17 protein-coding genes are annotated in these 15,226 nt (G+C 70.2%); 5 read left to right on the forward strand and 12 right to left on the reverse strand.

The window, feature by feature from the left end:
- The first annotated feature begins 71 nt into the window (after window positions 1-71).
- On the forward strand, window positions 72-1,256 hold the full coding sequence (glgA, locus tag QM711_RS16340) for a glycogen synthase (protein WP_415102290.1): 1,185 nt from the start codon (window positions 72-74) through the stop codon (window positions 1,254-1,256).
- Window positions 1,257-1,318: 62 nt separating this feature from the next.
- Here glgA and QM711_RS16345 read toward each other — a convergent pair whose 3' ends face one another.
- The 5 genes from QM711_RS16345 to dapE form a co-directional block, all read right to left on the reverse strand.
- Complete coding sequence (locus QM711_RS16345; RefSeq protein ID WP_298131522.1) at window positions 1,319-1,492, reverse strand: DUF3117 domain-containing protein; 174 nt, start codon at window positions 1,490-1,492, stop codon at window positions 1,319-1,321.
- Window positions 1,493-1,629: 137 nt separating this feature from the next.
- On the reverse strand, window positions 1,630-2,031 hold the full coding sequence (locus tag QM711_RS16350) for a DivIVA domain-containing protein (RefSeq protein ID WP_415101243.1): 402 nt from the start codon (window positions 2,029-2,031) through the stop codon (window positions 1,630-1,632).
- Between the two features lie 42 nt (window positions 2,032-2,073).
- A complete protein-coding gene (locus QM711_RS16355; RefSeq protein WP_415101245.1) occupies window positions 2,074-2,814 on the reverse strand; it encodes a TIGR00730 family Rossman fold protein in 741 nt (246 codons plus the stop codon).
- A 34-nt stretch (window positions 2,815-2,848) separates the two neighbouring features.
- Window positions 2,849-3,751, reverse strand: coding sequence for an LCP family protein (locus tag QM711_RS16360; protein ID WP_415101247.1), 903 nt, complete (start codon window positions 3,749-3,751; stop codon window positions 2,849-2,851).
- Window positions 3,752-3,939: 188 nt separating this feature from the next.
- On the reverse strand, window positions 3,940-4,995 hold the full coding sequence (gene dapE, locus QM711_RS16365; RefSeq protein WP_415101249.1) for a succinyl-diaminopimelate desuccinylase: 1,056 nt from the start codon (window positions 4,993-4,995) through the stop codon (window positions 3,940-3,942).
- A 90-nt stretch (window positions 4,996-5,085) separates the two neighbouring features.
- On the opposite strand from dapE, the gene dapD reads away from it, so the two are divergent.
- Together dapD and QM711_RS16375 are read left to right on the forward strand one after the other, a co-directional pair.
- Window positions 5,086-6,015: a 2,3,4,5-tetrahydropyridine-2,6-dicarboxylate N-succinyltransferase gene (dapD, locus tag QM711_RS16370; RefSeq protein WP_415101251.1), complete on the forward strand. Its 930-nt coding sequence runs from the start codon at window positions 5,086-5,088 to the stop codon at window positions 6,013-6,015.
- Window positions 6,015-6,860 carry a hypothetical protein gene (locus QM711_RS16375; RefSeq protein WP_415101253.1) on the forward strand — a complete coding sequence of 282 codons (846 nt, stop codon included), beginning with the start codon at window positions 6,015-6,017 and terminating at the stop codon, window positions 6,858-6,860. The genes dapD and QM711_RS16375 overlap by 1 nt, the downstream gene beginning before the upstream one ends.
- Before the next feature lie 88 nt (window positions 6,861-6,948).
- Here QM711_RS16375 and dapC read toward each other — a convergent pair whose 3' ends face one another.
- Together dapC and fdxA are read right to left on the reverse strand one after the other, a co-directional pair.
- The gene (gene dapC, locus QM711_RS16380) at window positions 6,949-8,079 is read right to left on the reverse strand and encodes a succinyldiaminopimelate transaminase (protein WP_415101255.1); all 1,131 of its coding nucleotides are present in this window, start codon (window positions 8,077-8,079) and stop codon (window positions 6,949-6,951) included.
- Window positions 8,076-8,396, reverse strand: a complete 321-nt coding sequence (gene fdxA, locus QM711_RS16385; RefSeq protein WP_415101257.1) for a ferredoxin — start codon at window positions 8,394-8,396, stop codon at window positions 8,076-8,078. The genes dapC and fdxA overlap by 4 nt, the downstream gene beginning before the upstream one ends.
- Window positions 8,397-8,468: 72 nt before the next feature.
- Here fdxA and QM711_RS16390 point away from each other — a divergent pair, with 72 nt between their 5' ends.
- Window positions 8,469-8,945 carry a hypothetical protein gene (locus QM711_RS16390; RefSeq protein WP_415101259.1) on the forward strand — a complete coding sequence of 159 codons (477 nt, stop codon included), beginning with the start codon at window positions 8,469-8,471 and terminating at the stop codon, window positions 8,943-8,945.
- A gap of 188 nt (window positions 8,946-9,133) precedes the next feature.
- Here the strand turns inward: QM711_RS16390 and QM711_RS16395 are convergent, their stop codons facing one another.
- The 3 genes from QM711_RS16395 to QM711_RS16405 all read right to left on the reverse strand — a co-directional run bounded on the left by QM711_RS16395 (window position 9,134) and on the right by QM711_RS16405 (window position 11,953).
- On the reverse strand, window positions 9,134-9,448 hold the full coding sequence (locus QM711_RS16395) for a hypothetical protein (protein WP_415101261.1): 315 nt from the start codon (window positions 9,446-9,448) through the stop codon (window positions 9,134-9,136).
- A 30-nt stretch (window positions 9,449-9,478) separates the two neighbouring features.
- Window positions 9,479-11,269 (reverse strand): GMC oxidoreductase, encoded by a 1,791-nt coding sequence (locus tag QM711_RS16400; RefSeq protein ID WP_415101263.1) that lies wholly within the window; start codon window positions 11,267-11,269, stop codon window positions 9,479-9,481.
- 207 nt (window positions 11,270-11,476) lie between these two features.
- The gene (locus QM711_RS16405) at window positions 11,477-11,953 is read right to left on the reverse strand and encodes a GyrI-like domain-containing protein (RefSeq protein WP_415101265.1); all 477 of its coding nucleotides are present in this window, start codon (window positions 11,951-11,953) and stop codon (window positions 11,477-11,479) included.
- Between the two features lie 73 nt (window positions 11,954-12,026).
- Here QM711_RS16405 and QM711_RS16410 point away from each other — a divergent pair, with 73 nt between their 5' ends.
- Window positions 12,027-12,356 carry a hypothetical protein gene (locus QM711_RS16410; RefSeq protein ID WP_415101267.1) on the forward strand — a complete coding sequence of 110 codons (330 nt, stop codon included), beginning with the start codon at window positions 12,027-12,029 and terminating at the stop codon, window positions 12,354-12,356.
- Between the two features lie 78 nt (window positions 12,357-12,434).
- Here QM711_RS16410 and QM711_RS16415 read toward each other — a convergent pair whose 3' ends face one another.
- Entirely contained in the window at window positions 12,435-13,295 is an 861-nt protein-coding gene (locus QM711_RS16415) for a bifunctional 5,10-methylenetetrahydrofolate dehydrogenase/5,10-methenyltetrahydrofolate cyclohydrolase (protein WP_415101269.1), read from the reverse strand.
- A 167-nt stretch (window positions 13,296-13,462) separates the two neighbouring features.
- A complete protein-coding gene (locus tag QM711_RS16420; protein WP_415101271.1) occupies window positions 13,463-15,184 on the reverse strand; it encodes a VanW family protein in 1,722 nt (573 codons plus the stop codon).
- Window positions 15,185-15,226 lie beyond the last annotated feature (42 nt).

Genomic DNA, 15,226 nt, shown 5'->3' on the forward strand with positions numbered 1-15,226 from the left:
GTGAGTGTCCCGCGGGCACTCCGCAGCCCTCCCCCCATCCGGGTGCGGTGTGCAACGATCCATTCATGTCACTGCGTGTATCCATCCTCACTCGTGAGTATCCGCCGCACATCTACGGGGGTGCCGGTGTCCACGTCGGCCAGCTGGTCCCCCAACTGCGCAAGTTCACCGAATCCGTCGACGTCCAGTGCATGGGAGAGCCTCGCGACGGCGCGACGGCCCATGCCGAGGACTACCCGGCGGGTGCCAACGCCGCGCTCCGCGTCCTCGGCGCCGACATCTCGATGGCGGCCGCCATCCCCGAGGTCGACGTCATCCACTCCCACACCTGGTACGCCCAGTTCGCCGGCATCGTCGGCGGCCACTTCCAGGACGTCCCGCACGTCGTCACCGCACATTCGCTCGAGCCCGACCGGCCCTGGAAGGTCGAGCAGCTGGGTGGCGGCTACCGGGTCAGCTCCTGGATCGAGAAGACCGCGTTCACCCAGGCCGACGCGGTGATCGCCGTCTCGGCGGCGATGATCACCAACATCACCAACGCCTACCCCTCGATCGATCCGGCCCGGATCCACGTGGTCAAGAACGGCATCGACCCCGAAGAGTTCAAGCCGGACACCAACACCGACGTGATCGACTCCCTGGGCGTGGACCGGGACAAGCCCATCGTCACCTTCGTCGGCCGGATCACCCGGCAGAAGGGCCTGATCCACCTGGTCCGGGCGGCCCAGCAGTTCGACCCGGACACCCAGGTGCTGCTGCTGGCCGGCGCCCCCGACACCCCCGAGATCGCGGCCGAGTTCGACGGCGCGTTCGCCGAGCTGAACAAGACCCGCAGCGGCGTGAAGTGGGTGCAGGAGATGCTGCCCCGCGCGTCGGTGCGCCAGGTGCTCACCCATTCGACGCTGTTCGCCTGTCCGTCCATCTACGAGCCGCTGGGCATCGTGAACCTGGAGGCGATGGCCTGCGAGATCCCGGTGGTGGCCTCGGCCGTCGGCGGCATTCCCGAGGTCGTCGTCGACGGCGAGACCGGCCTGCTGGTGCCCTACGACCCGGCCCAGGCCGGCGATCCGGAGTTCGTGGCGGGCTTCGAGGCCACATTCGCCGAAAACGTGAACACGATCACCCGCGACCGCGACCGGGCACGCCAGATGGGTCTGGCCGGACGGCAGCGCTGCATCGACGAGTTCAGCTGGGAGAAGATCGCCCAGGAGACCGTCGAGGTCTACGAGAAAGCGATCGAGACCCACAACAGCTGATCGGACGACGAAGGCCCCTGGGACCGATCCCAGGGGCCTTCATCGTCGTTGGGGAGTGGAACTCACGCGGGGTTGACGACACCCGTCAGTGCCTCCAAAAGCTCCGCCGCTTCGGCTGCATTCATTTCGATGACCAGACGTCCGCCGCCCTCGGCAGGGATTCGCATGGCGATCACGCGTCCTTCCTTGGCCACCTCAATGGGTCCGTCGCCGGTCCGCGGCTTCATTGCTGCCATTGCTCACCCTCGTTCTGATCGGGAACCTACCCGGCCATTATTCCAGAACGCCGTAGCCGATGCCCGCAAGCGCGAGCGGAGGGCCGCAACGACCTCCGGGCGGCCGGGACGGACGCCGACGCGCGGCCGGTAGACGGTCAGGCTCGCTGGCCGCCGGCCTCCCGGGACCACGGCGGCGGGTCGCCGGCACCCGGCTCCAGGGCGTCCCCCTCGGCGAGCGGAACGCCCGGGTCAGCTGACGGCGAAACGCCGGGGTCAGCTGACGGCCGCGTTCCGGGTGCGACGGAAGATCCCGGCGGGACGGCGTCCAGCTGCCTGGACAGCCGGTCGAGCAGTTCGTCCACCTGGTCCATCGAGTAGCCGCGCGGAGCGACGGCGAATCGGATGCCGCGCAGGTCCTCGCCGGTCATCACCCCCGGGGGCAGGTGCGGTCGCGGCGTGTTCGTCACGGTGCCGGGCAACTCACCGAGCCGTCCGGACGCCGCCACGGCCGCCAGCCCCAGCACAGCGACGGCGATCATCCATAGCACCCACTGCATGTCGGCCAGCGTAGTGGCGCGCGGGCGGGGCACCGACCCCGATCACGTCCCGTTGCCGGCGCGGCCGATGCCGGTCACCCAGTCGATCGCGTCCGGGATGCTGTCGGTGACCATCAGCAGGTCGAGGTCGATGTCGGAGACGTAGCCGTTGGCGAGCACGGTGTTGCGGACCCAGTCCAGCAACGGTGTCCAGAACGCGGTGTCGTAAAGCACGATCGGGAAGGACGTCACCTTGCGGGTCTGGACCAGGGTCAAGGCCTCGAAGAGCTCGTCGAAGGTGCCGAATCCGCCCGGCATCACGATGAATCCCTTGGAGTACTTGAGGAACATCACCTTGCGGGCGAAGAAGTAGCGGAAGTTGATGCCCAGGGTGACGTGCTTGTTCAACGCCTGCTCGAAAGGCAGTTCGATGCCCAGCCCGACCGACACCCCGCCGGCCTGCGCCGCCCCTTTGTTCACGGCCTCCATGATCCCCGGGCCGCCGCCGGTGATCGCCGCGAATCCGGCCTGCGCCAGGCCGCGTCCGATCTCGACGCCGGCCTGCCAGGCCGGGCTCTGCTTGGGTGTCCGGGCCGAGCCGAAGACGCCGATCGCCGGGCCGAGCTCGGCCAGTGTGCTGAAGCCCTCGACGAACTCTGCCTGGATGCGCAGCGTGCGCCACTGGTCACTGTGCACCCAGCCCGCATCGCCCTTGCCGGCCAGCAGCCGCTGGTCGGTAGTGGTCTGTTGAACCTGTCCCTCGCGCCGGATGACCGGGCCCTGGGTTCGCGTCCGCTTGCTCACGCCGCCAGCCTAACGGGGCGGCCGAGCCGCCGATTCAGCGCACCCAGGCGTCCACGTTGTCGGAGTTCAGGGCATCGCCCAGCGCCGCGACCCGCTGCCGGTCGGGCAGCAGGTAGGGCACGCCGTTGTCGGTCACGCCGCCGCCGGAGGTGGGCAATTTGATCGGTTCGGGCCGGCGCGGTGTCGCCCGCAGCCGCAACTCGATGAACAACTCCACCATGGCCCGCGGATCGAGGCCGTCGTCGACGACGATGTCCCCTGCGAGCTGGTCCAGCACCGCCTTCACCGTGCCCGGGTTGAGCAGCGCGTTGCTGGTCAGCAGCCGCTCGACGATGCCCTGGAGCACCAGCCGCTGGCTCTCGGCGCGGTCCAGGTCGGTTCCGCTGGAGCCGTCCTGGCGGACGAAGGCGAGGGCTTCCTCGCCGGAAAGGGTGATCTGGCCGCGGGGAAACTCCGGCGTGCCGAGCGGATTGTCGACGGGGATCTTGCCCAGCAGATCGATCAGCCGGGACATCCCTTCCATCCTGGTCAGCGCGACATGGTCGATCCGGATCGCCAGCAGCTTCTGCACCGAGTCCACCACGGCTACCGGACCGCCCTCGGCGTAGCGCCGGTTCAGCCGCGTCGGAACGGCGGCGGTGGTGTCGACAAGCAGGTTGTGCGGCAACGAGATGACCTCGACCTGTTTCCGGTCCGCGTCGATGTGCACGACCAGCAGCACGTTGGCGGCCGCGCCGGCGGCGCGGGAGTCGGCGCCGATCAGCAGCATGTTGAGCGCTCCTGGCACACCGCCGGCGGGTGCGCCGGCGGCCGGCAGCAGGGTGGCCTCACGCTTGATTCCCGACACCGACAGCCACAGCGAGCCGACCGCGGCGCCGGCCACGATGGTGACCGCGATCACGCCGGCGAGCAGGCCGATCAGGACGCGGCGCAGCACCCGAACCACCGGACTGCTCGGCCGGTTTCGGGAACAGGCAAGAAGCTCGCTGATGGTCCGATCCCCCCGGTCGGCTCAGTCATGGACGCCGCGGATCCCCTCCCGAAGGATCAGCCGGCCGCCCCAGAGTACACCGCCGGCAAAGGAGTGCCGGCCCCGCCGGCGTCCACGATGCCCGCGACGGCGGCTCAGCCCAGCCAGCGCAGGACGGCGTCCCGGCAGGCGAACAGGTCCCCCACGGGGCAGAACTCGTCGTCTGCGTGCGCCTTCTCCGGATTGCCCGGGCCGAAGTTCACCGCCGGGACGCCGAGCGCCGAGAACCTGGCGACATCGGTCCAGCCGAACTTCGCCGACGGCTCCCCGCCGACGGCGGCCAGGAATGCCGCTGCCGCCGGGCGGTCGAGTCCGGGACGGGCACCCGCAGCCGCATCGGTGAAGGAGAGCTGGTAGCCGTCCAGCACCTGCCGGCAATAGTCCTGGGCCTGCTCGACGCTGCGGTGCGGTGCGAACCGGTAGTTGACGCTGATCGTGCAGCGGTCGGGGATCACGTTGCCGGCGATGCCGCCCTCGATCCCGACCGCGTTCAGCCCCTCGTGGTAGCGCAGGCCGTCCACCACGGGCTGCTCCGGCTGATGATCGCGCAGCCGCGCCAGCACGTCCACGGCGTCGTGGATGGCGTTGTGGCCGGTCCAGGCGCGAGCCGAGTGCGCGGCCCGTCCGGTGGTCGTCACCGTGAACCGCAGGGTCCCCTGGCAGCCGCCCTCGACGCGGGCGCTGGTCGGTTCCATCAGGACGGCGAAGTCGGCGGCGAGCAGCTCGGGCCGGGTGGCGGCGATCCGGGTCAGCGAGTTCGCCGCGGACTCCACCTCCTCGTGGTCGTAGAAGATCCAGGTGAGGTCGCTGGACGGCGTCTCCAGTGCGACCGCGGCGGCCAGCATCACCGCGACCCCGCCCTTCATGTCGCAGGTTCCCCGGCCGTACACCAGGTCCCCCTCGACCCAGGACGGCAGATTGCCGGCCAGCGGCACCGTGTCCAGGTGACCGGCGATGACGATGCGTTCGGCGCGTCCCGAATCGGTCCGCGCGATCACGGTGTCCCCGTCGCGCAGCACGCTCAGGTGTCCGCAAGGGCGCAGCACCTGCTCGATCTGATCGGCTAGCTCGCGCTCGTTGCCGCTGACCGACTCGATGTCGACGATGGCGCGGAACAGGGCGACCAGGTCGCCGCGGGGGTCCAGGGTCATGCGCCGAGCCTAGCGAGGCAGGCCGTCGTCGAGAGTCGCGGCTGAGCAGTGACCAGCTGACTGTCCGGCGCCACCGGTAGGCTGACCGCCATGACCGACACCCGCTCAGCCTGGGGCTGGGGCCTGGCCAGCGTGCATTCCTCCGGACAGGTGCTCGACACCTGGTACCCCGATCCCCGGCTCGGCACCGCCGATCCCGCGACGCCGCCGAAACACCTGGTCGCGGCCCAGGCCGGCGACGAGGCCCGCGGCGTGCGCACCGAGGTGGTGCTGGTCGAGATCGACCTCGACTCGGCGCCGGCGTCCACCCCCGACGCCTATCTGCGGCTGCACCTGCTGAGCGCTCGGCTGGTCCGGCCGCGGGAGCTGAACCTCGACGGCCTGTTCGGGGTGCTGCCCAATGTGGTCTGGACGTCGCTGGGCCCGTGCGCGGTGGAGGGCTTCGAGCAGGTACGGGCCGCACTCAGGGGCAGCCGTGGCCAGGTGACCGTGTTCGGCGTGGACAAATTCCCGCGGATGGTCGACTACGTGGTGCCGTCCGGGGTGCGGATCGCGGACGCCGACCGCGTCCGGCTGGGCGCCCATCTGGCGTCCGGGACGACCGTGATGCACGAGGGCTTCGTGAACTTCAACGCCGGCACCCTGGGCGCGTCGATGGTCGAGGGCCGGATCTCGGCCGGCGTGATCGTCGGCGACGGCAGCGACATCGGCGGCGGGGCGTCCATCATGGGCACGCTGTCCGGCGGCGGCAAAGAGATGGTCACCATCGGCGAACGCTGCCTGCTCGGCGCCGAGTCGGGCCTGGGCATCTCGCTCGGCGACGACTGCACGATCGAGGCCGGGCTGTACGTGACCGCCGGCACCAAGGTCACCCTGCCGGACGGCGCGGTGGTCAAGGCCCGCGAGCTGTCCGGACGCTCGGGGTTGCTCTTCCTGCGCAACTCGGTGACCGGAACCGTGCAGGCGCGACCCAAGTCGGGCGGGTCGTTCGAACTGAACGCCGCGTTGCACGCGAACTGATGCGCCCGAACTGGCCCCGCCTGATCGTGGTCCTGGTCGCGGTGGTGGCCTTGGCCTCCGGCGCGGTGTGGGCCGGCGCGCTGCTCTGGTCGAACGCGACCAAACAGCCGCTGCCGATGGACGACCAGTGCCGGGCCAGCGTCGGCGGGGCCACCGTCACCCTCACCCCAGTGCAGGCAGAGAACGCCGCGGTGATCAGTTCGGTGGCCCTGGCCCGCGAGCTGCCGAGCCGCGCGGTGACGATCGCCCTTGCCACCGCCTATCAGGAGTCGGGCATCCGGAACCTCGACTACGGGCACGCCGACTCGGTCGGATTGTTCCAGCAGCGGCCGAGCAAGGGCTGGGGCACCGTCAAGCAGATCATGGACCCGTACTACTCCGCGGGTAAGTTCTACGACGCCTTGGTGCGGGTGAAGAACTGGCGCACCCGCGATGTTAACGATGTCGCCCAGGCCGTGCAGCGCTCGGCCCACCCCGACGCCTACCGCAAGCACGTCAGCAAGGCGGAGGTGCTGTCCTCGGTGCTCACCGGCCAGAGCCCCGGCGGCTTCAGTTGCACGGTCGGCACCCCGGGCAGGGCGGACGCCGCCGATCTCGCCGCGTTGCTCGGCAAGTCGCTGAAGTCCCGCGCCGAGGTGAGTACCAGCGGGACGAAGGTGGTCGTCGCCGCCGGCAGTGAGGGCCTGGCCTGGGCGGCGGCCAACCTGGCCATCGCCCACGTCGGCGAGTTCTCGATCAGCCGGGTCAGCGTCGGTGCCGGCGACTGGGTGCACGACCCGCACACCCTGGCTGCCTGGACAGGCATCGGCGGCGGTCGCAGCGTCACCATCGCGGTCACGCCGTAGCGACTCGCTGGTCGACCCTGTCGAAACCCGGACCGGTGCCCCCCGGCAAGCGGTTTCGACGCGCGCAACTCGCGGCGGTCGCGTCCGATCAGCGCTTCTCGGTCGCCAGCCGGGCGGCATTCTCGGTCGCCAGCCGGGCGGCAGCTGCGGCGATCCGCTCGTCGGTGGCGGTGAGTCCGACCCGCACGAAATCGCCCGATTCGGGTCCGTAGAAGTCGCCCGGGGCGACCAGGATGCCGCGCTCGGCCAGCCAGTCGACACTGGCCCGACCGGGCTCGCCGCGGGTGCACCACAGGTAGAGCGACCCCTCGGAGTGCACCACCCGGAAGCCGGACGCCTCCAGCGCCGGCCGCAGCAACGCGCGTCGGCGCTGGTATCGCTCGCGTTGATCGGCGACATGCGCGGCGTCACCCAGCAACGCGGCCATCGCCGCCTGCACCGGGGCGGGCACGATGCCGCCGGCGTGCTTGCGCAGTTCCCGCAGCCCGCTGACCAGTTCGGCGTCCCCGGCCACGAAACCGGCCCGGTAGCCGGCCAGGTTGGAGCGCTTGGACAGCGAATGCACCGCCAGCAGGCCGTCCAGCGAGCCACCGTTGATGTCCGGATGCAGTACCGAGACCGGCTCGGCGTCCCAGCCGAACTCGCCGTAGCACTCATCGGAGGCCAGCACCGCACCGCGCTCGCGGCAGTAGCCGACCCAGCCGGCCAGCTGCGCCGCGGTCAGGATCTCGCCGTGCGGGTTGGCCGGCGAGTTGATCCAGACCAGTCCCGGTCGCAGGTCCTCGATCTCGGCCGGGTCGTCGCAGGGCACCACCTCGGTGCCGGCCAGACGTCCGCCCACCTCGTAGGTCGGGTAGGCGATCCGCGGAATGACGATGCTGTCGCCGGCACCGAGACCGAGCAGATGCGGCAACGCCGCCACGATCTCCTTGGTTCCGATCACCGGCAGCACGCCCTCGTCCGCGATCGGCAGGCTGGCCCACCGGTCGGCGAGATAGTTCCGGATCGCCGTCCGCAGCGCCGGCGTCCCCCATACCGTCGGATACCCCGGGGCGTCGGACGCCTCGGCGAGCGCCCGGCGTCCAAGCTCGGGAGTCGGGTCGACCGGCGTCCCTACCGAGAGGTCGACAATGCCGTCCGGGTGCGCCAAGGCACGGGCCTTGGCCCCCGCCAGCGAATCCCAGGGGAAATCCGGCAGGCTACGGTCGCGAAGCTTCACTCGCCCTGCGGCGGTAGGCCGAGCACATGCGGATGATCCGCGTCGATCGGGCCCATCTTCGCCGCACCGCCGGGCGAGCCGACGGTATCGAAGAACTGCACGTTGACGTCGTAGAACACCTTCTGATCGGCCGGCACATCGTCTTCGTAGTAGATGGCCTCGACCGGGCAGACCGGCTCACAGGCGCCGCAGTCCACGCACTCGTCCGGCTGGATGTACAGCATTCGGTTGCCCTCGTAGATGCAATCCACGGGACACTCCTCCACGCAAGCCAGGTCTTTGATATCGACACAGGGCTGCGTGATGATGTACGTCATCTCGATCCTCTCCGAACCTCGTTGAATCGTGGAACACTCTAGCGTGCGCGGCTGGCAGGAGAGGTGGTGCCCATGGACGCCTTGGACCGCTTGAGCCCCCCGCTGCGGCGTGGCGAACGGGTCAGCCTGCGGCTCACCACCCCAGCCACGGACCTGATCGGCTTCGTGGACGCGCTGGACCCGCTCACCCTTGAGGACCGGCACGGACGAATCCACGTCGTCACCCGCGGAACGGTGCTGGCGGCCCGGCGGGTCGGGGCGTCCCTCGGCCGCGACCCGCGCTCGACGCCACGCCCCTTGCTGGACGCCCTCGCTGAGCGGGCAGGCGTCACCGGCGAGCCGGAACTGCACCGGATCAGCGAGGTGTTGGCCGGACTTCCAGCGCCCGTCGAGGTGTTCGCCGGCCGCGGCGAATGGTCGGACGGCGCCCGCCGAGCCCGAGTCGAGGGCGAATGGCTGACCACTGATGTCACCGAGCCCGCACTGCTGGTCGACCTGGCCTGGTGGGCCACCCGGCAGAACGCCCGCAGCATCCAGGTCCGCCGCTGATCATCGGCGGTCGAGCCTGTCGAGACTTCTCTGATGCGGAGCTTCGCCCCATCCCACCATCCGCGCGCGAAGCCGCGGTCAGCCGCTGGCAACGGGTTTCGACAAGCCCAGCCAGCAAAGCGCCGGATTGGCCAGCCGTGACGTCGAAGGTCAATCGGACTTGCGGCGGCTCCAGCCGTAGACCAGGTTCACCAGCACGATCCCGATCCAGACCACCAGCAGCCCGGCAGGCCCGCGGTGCCACTGCCGATCGCGGTGAGCGGGACGCCGACGCCCAGCGACACGATCGCCAGCACGAACACGGTGCGATCCGGACGTGCCTGCGGCGCCGACAGCCCGGCCTGATGGTGTCCCCCGGCGTACGGGGTGGGGAGCTGCGACGACGAGTGCCGTCCGGCGACCGGCCCGGCCATCGGAGCGCCCGGATTGCCGCCCGGGCCATGTGCCGGGGGCTGGCTCCAGAGCTGGTCATTGGTCGGCTCACGAAAGTCCGAGCTACTCATGCCGGCAAGGGTAGCCCGGTGCCGTCGTCCTCACCCGGCCAGCCGGGTCGCCAGCCGGAGCGCGAGGGCCGCTGTGGTCAGGCTCGGATTGGCGGCGGGCGACGCCGGGAACACCGAGTTGTCGCAGGCGTACAGGTTGTCGTAGGCGAAAAACTTCAGGTCGGCGTCCACCACACCGTTCCCGGTGCCCGACATTCGCAGCGTGCCGACCTCGTGCGCGACACCGCCGATGGCGGCGGTCTGCAGGCCGAGGCCGTCCTCGCCGAGTACCGGCTGGGCTCCGATGGCGGCGAAGAACTGGGCGGCCAGCGCGTCGGTCTCGGCCAGCACCGCCGCGGACGGCCCGGCCGGAAACACGGTGACCTGGACGTCGTCGGCCGGATTCCCGCTGACCGCCACCTGGTGGGCGGCGCCGAGGTCGGCGTAGTGCATGAACACCAGTTCGCAGAGCATCCACCCGGCCCGAGCCTCGCGTTCCAGAGCCAGGTGACCGGGGTTGATGAACCGGCCCTGATTGAAGTCGGCACCAAGCTCGACCACGACGGCGTACGGATGGTCGGCCAGCGTGGCTTGCGGGTGCCGCAGCAGCACCTTCGCCGACTGGGTGGCGCTGGCCAGCGGGGACCCCGGCGGCAGGGTGAAGTGCCGGTAGCGGATGGTGTGATCGGTGAGGCCCTTGCCGATCAGCCCGGCGGGGTCGGCGAGCCCGCTCTGCAGGGCGATCTTGGCCGACTCGATGGTGCCGGCGCTGAGCACCACCTGGTTGGCGGCGAAGGTCCGCTCGCGCTGCCCGAGCAGGTCCCACGCGGTGACCCCGGTCACCCGGGCCGGGTTGGCCGGGTCGACGTCCACCCGCCAGACCGCGGTGTTCAGGTTCACCGTCGGCAGCACGTGGCCGGGATCGTCCAACAGCCGGTCCTGCATCAGCAGGTCGGCGGTGGAGAACAGCCCGGCGCCCAGCGACAACTCGGTCGCGCCCTCGTACTGGACGGCCATCCGGGCGTCCTGCGCAGTGAAGCCGGGCATGGCGGCGGCCAGCGCGGCGCGGCTGGCCGCCTGGTACGGGTCGGCGTCCGGCGCGACGCTGCTCATCGCGGCTTCGGCGGCGGCGAAACCCGTGGTCAGCAGGTAGTCGCGGACGGCGTCCGGCCATTTGGTCAGCTCCCACGCGGCCTGCCGCGGGATCAGCCCGCCCCAGAAGATGGAGCGGCCGCCCAGGTTGAAGCCCTGGCCGCCGGCGTAGGTCGAGCCGGGGGTGTTCTGGTAGGCCTCGACCTTGAAGTCCGGCCACAGCGACCAGATGTGCTTGTCGAACTGGCCAACCTTGAGCCGACGCGGCAGGTTCCCGATGTGGGTCGGGAACAGGTACGAGCCGGCCTCCAGCACCAGGACGTCCGCCCCCGCCCCGGCGAGCTGCGAAGCCAGGATTCCGCCGCCCATCCCCGAGCCGACGACGATCACGTCGTAGACGTGGTCGGGGCTCAGGTTGCGGGTGAAGAACCGCTGCGCCACCACCGGGTTCTCGGTGACCAGTTCGTTGGCGGGCGGGAAGAGCCAGCCGCCGTCGATCGTGTCGGCGTAGTCGTGGACGCCGGCCAGGGCCTCGGGCGCCAGGTAGAAGTTCTCGCCCGCCATCCAGCGGCCCGGGGTGAGGACGAATTTGAAGGCGATCCCGCCGGCGAAGGCGGCCTCGTCCAGGTCGAAGGTCCAGGCGCCGTCGGTGTACACGCCGCCGCGATCCAGGTTCCAGTTGGGTCCCCAGCGCATGGTCACCGTCTGGTTGGGCGCGAACTGTTCGGTGACGAGTCGAATGGTGAACATGGGCGCGGTCCTCTCGGGTCGGAGAACCCGACCGGGCGCCCACGCGCTGCCGGCAGTGCGAAGGCACATCGGCGGGCGTGGCGTCGGAACGCTTGAGGCGAGCATTGCGACTGGTGGTTCGAGCGTCAAGAGGTCCGGCCCGGCGATCGTGATACCGGTACCGGCCGGCTTCGAACGATGCGGCCGCTGAGACCACCAGGTACCGGCTCAGACCACGAAGTACAGATCCGTGCGAAGCGTGGCCGGATCGACGGTCGGCGACGGCTCGGACACGTACACCTCGAAGAACGCCGACATCGGCAACCCGCGCTCCAGCATCGCGTTCGCGAGCACGGCCCATGAACTGCTGAGCGTGTCGTAGGAGCCGACGTGAGTCAGTCCGAGCAACTCTCCGCCGGGCAACTCCGACGCCATCACGGTCAGGTCGCCGACCGTCACAGTGTCGGCCAGCGGTTCCGCGACCGGGAAACCGATGTCGAGATCGAAGGTCTCGGTGGGGTCGCCGTTGTAGACGGCGAAGGCCGGTCCATTCACCTGCGCCCCACTGGCGGCCAGGGCCGCGAAGCCGGCGTCGAACAGGCTCGGCAGCTCATCCATCCGGACGCCACGATGCCGCACGATCGCGGCCGGCTGCGCCTCGCGGGTGACGAGGGTCGGTTCGGTGAGGGGTTCGCTGATCTCCATCAACCGATCCTGCCCGCTCGCGTCCCGGTCGTCCACACCCGCAGCGGCGATGCGGCTTCCCTACACTGGCCGCATGCCTCGCATCTCTTCGGTCCTGGTCGGCGTGCTGGCCGGCACCATCGCCCTGGCCGGCTGCAGTCAGGCCGGATTGTCGGAGAACGACGCCTACAAGGTCGGCTGCCCGGCACTCGACGCGGTGGCGGCGTCCGGCTCGGTGGTCGGCAAGGTCGCGCTGGCCGGCCTGGAGCAGCTCCGCGACTCCGGCAACGTGAGCGGCGACGCCAAGAAGTGGGTGGAGACCACGATCACCTTCCTGTCCGACCCCAGCAAGGTCAACGAGTCGGACAAGAAGTTCATCAAGGACGGCTGCGCCAACCACGGTTATCCACTGAAGAACTTCTGAGGTCGCGGATCGCTCGGGACGCGGCTTTGACAAGCAGCGTCACAGGGTCGCGACCCGATCGACCAGCGAAACCGCCGATCAGCGCCTCGCGCGGCGCTCGGCAGCCTCGACGGTGTTGCGGAACAGCATTGCGATGGTGGTCGGGCCGACTCCGCCGATCCGCGGGGTGATCCAGCCGGCCACCTCGTTGCAGGCCTCGTCGACATCGGGCAGCAGCCGTCGCCCCTCGTAGCGGACGCCCCCGCCCACCACCACGGACCCTGGAGTGATGTGCTCCGGCTTCAGGATTCCGGGCACGCCGGCCGCGGCGATGACGATCTCGGCCGCCCGGGTGTAGTCGCCCCAGTTCGCGACGCCGGTGTGCACCACGGTGACGGCGGCATTGCCGCCCGGGCGCTTCAGCGACAGCAGCATCGACAGCGGACGACCCAGGGTGAAACCACGACCCAGCACCACGACATGGCGGCCCGCGACCGGGATCCCGTAGTGCAGCAGCAGCGCCTCGATGCCTGCCGGGGTGCAGGGCAGCGGGCCCTCCATGCCGAGCGCGAGGCGTCCCATGTTGAACGGGTGCGCGCCGTCGGCGTCCTTGTCCGGATCGAGTTCGGCGAGGGCAGCCTCATAGTCGAGATGGGCCGGTATCGGGTGCTGGATGAGGACCGCGTCCACCGTGGCGTCGGCGTTGAAGTCGCGGATCGCGGCGAGCAGGTCGGCCTGGCTGGCGTCCCCGGGCAGCTGGACGTGGCGTCCGCCGAAACCGAGCGAGGCGGCCATCTCCTGCTTCATCCGGATGTAGCCGGCGGACGCCGAGTCCTCGCCGACCAGGATCGTGCCCAGGCCCGGGTTGTGCCCGGCGCCGCGAAGCGCGGCGATCCGCGGCTCGAGGTCGGCGAAGACGGCATCGGCAACCGGCTTGCCCGGCATCAGCACAGCACTCACGAAGAGGCAGCCTATCGCCGCGCGTCCACCGATCGGGCGGGGCAGCACCTCCAGCGACTGGCCCAGCGACCGGAAGAACCGTCCCCAATGATGCGAAGTTCGAACGAAAAGAACCGTCCCCGGTGATGCGAGATTCGAACGAAAAGAACCGTCCCCCGATGTCGCGGTCAGGGTTTCTTGCCGCAGACCACCGGGGTCAGGGTGTTGTACCGCCAGAAGAACGGCTCGGACTTCACCAGCTTCTTGCCCTGGTAGAACAGCCGGTTGAAGCGGACGTCGAAGCCGCTCATCGCGCTCTGTGGGACACAGCCGGGCGACGAGTCGTAGCGGACCGCGCCGGGACCGCGGTAGTTGCTGCGCACCGGGCTGGACGCCTTCACGGTGTAGCGCTTGGTGGACCACACCCGCACCGTCACCGACCCGGTCTGGCCGACCTTGCCGGTCGTCCAGGCTTGCAACAGCACCCCGTGCGGCGAGTCGTTGCGGAACTTCATGTCGACGCTGACCCAGTCCAGGGTGGCCTCCCGGCCCACCGGGTACCGGCTGAAGTAAAGCGAATGCGGCTTGTGATAGATGTCCTCCAGGCCGGCGAAGAAGATGGCGTTGAAGGTGGTCGTCGTCGCCTGGGAGATGCCGCCACCCAGCAGGGTCTTGATCTGCCCGCCCTCGATGCCGCCGCCGGCCATCCAGCCGGCCGCGGCGGTCCGCTTGCCCAGCGTGGCGTTCATGCTGAAGGTCTCGCCGGGCTTGAGGAAGGTGCCGTTGACCAGTCGGGCCGCCTTGCCGATGTTGTTCACCCGGTAGGCCGACCCCGGGTAGTAGGTGGTGAACGTGCCGGTGATCTCCTTCACCCCGAGCGACTTCGCGTCGTCGGTGCTGAACGCCGCTTTCTGGGTGGTGGCCGGCACGGTGATCGACCGTCCGGCCGGCCGGTCCAGGACGCCGAGCGCGGCGGTGGCAAGCGCCGATGGATCGAGCCCGACGCCGTCGGCGGAGGGGATGATCGTCGGCTTGCCGCCGGCCAGGGTGATCACGGCGTCCTTCGGCTGCTTCAGGCCCAGCCCCTTGATCGGCCCGGCGGCCGCCTTGATCAGCTTGCCGGCGTCCAGCCGGGCTTTCAGGGTGCCCTCGGCGGGCTGGAACGAGAGCCCGGCGGCGATCATCCCCGGGCTCAACTCGAACGAACCGGACGCCCCGGTCCGCACGGTGATCGGCGAGGCCAGCGCCTGCCGTCCGATCGTGTCCGCCACCCGATCGGCCTCGGCGGTGCTGATCCGCGGCTCGGTCCGTACGACGACCGCGGACAGCTCAGTGCTGTCGACGAACTGCGCGGCCAGCGCGTCGGCCGTCTGCGGTCGCTGCACGCTCACCCCGGGCGCGCTCTCGGAGCGGACCACCGTCGTCCCCCGCACGCTCAGCCCGGCATCGGTCGGCTCGACGTCACCCTCCTGCGCCAGCTGATCCACCGCCGAGGCCAGCTTGGCGGTGTCCCGGGTGACGACCGGCCGGTGCTCGCCGCCGCCGGTGAGCGCGGCGACGATCGCGATCGGATTCCAGGACCGGCCGGCCCCCGCGTTCGCGACGGTGGCGGCATAGTCGATGCCCAGCCCCAGCTCGGACGCCGTGGTGCGCAGCGTGTGGTCGCCGGCACTCACCTGCAGCGGACGGCTCAACCGGGGGCCCAACTCCGACCGGAGCTTCTCGGCGGCGGCTTCCGCGGACAGCCCGCCGATCGCCACGCCGGCCACCGTGGCGTTGCGCGGGACGTTGTCACCGGCCAGCGCGTAGCCGGCGAGGTAGGCGCCGCCGAGCACGACCACGGCGCCGCCGCTCACCCACAGGGCTCGGCTACGGCCGCGCGTGGAGGGCTGGTCGGAGGATGTGGACACGGGTGCTCCTGACGGTCTGCAACAGGTGTCGGTTCAGTCTAG

This window comes from Micropruina sp., assembly GCF_047602385.1.
Taxonomy (GTDB): domain Bacteria; phylum Actinomycetota; class Actinomycetes; order Propionibacteriales; family Propionibacteriaceae; genus Micropruina.

Excerpts from the sequence above, each read along its gene's own strand:
- QM711_RS16350 (WP_415101243.1), bottom strand. The coding sequence starts at position 2,031 with ATGCAGTGGGTGCTATGGATGATCGCCGTCGCTGTGCTGGGGCTGGCG.
- fdxA (WP_415101257.1), bottom strand. The coding sequence starts at position 8,396 with ATGACGTACATCATCACGCAGCCCTGTGTCGATATCAAAGACCTGGCT.
- QM711_RS16405 (WP_415101265.1), bottom strand. The coding sequence starts at position 11,953 with ATGGAGATCAGCGAACCCCTCACCGAACCGACCCTCGTCACCCGCGAG.
- QM711_RS16345 (WP_298131522.1), bottom strand. The coding sequence starts at position 1,492 with ATGGCAGCAATGAAGCCGCGGACCGGCGACGGACCCATTGAGGTGGCC.
- dapE (WP_415101249.1), bottom strand. The coding sequence starts at position 4,995 with ATGACCCTGGACCCCCGCGGCGACCTGGTCGCCCTGTTCCGCGCCATC.
- QM711_RS16395 (WP_415101261.1), bottom strand. The coding sequence starts at position 9,448 with ATGAGTAGCTCGGACTTTCGTGAGCCGACCAATGACCAGCTCTGGAGC.
- QM711_RS16400 (WP_415101263.1), bottom strand. The coding sequence starts at position 11,269 with ATGTTCACCATTCGACTCGTCACCGAACAGTTCGCGCCCAACCAGACG.
- QM711_RS16375 (WP_415101253.1), top strand. The coding sequence starts at position 6,015 with ATGCGCCCGAACTGGCCCCGCCTGATCGTGGTCCTGGTCGCGGTGGTG.
- dapD (WP_415101251.1), top strand. The coding sequence starts at position 5,086 with ATGACCGACACCCGCTCAGCCTGGGGCTGGGGCCTGGCCAGCGTGCAT.
- QM711_RS16390 (WP_415101259.1), top strand. The coding sequence starts at position 8,469 with ATGGACGCCTTGGACCGCTTGAGCCCCCCGCTGCGGCGTGGCGAACGG.
- QM711_RS16410 (WP_415101267.1), top strand. The coding sequence starts at position 12,027 with ATGCCTCGCATCTCTTCGGTCCTGGTCGGCGTGCTGGCCGGCACCATC.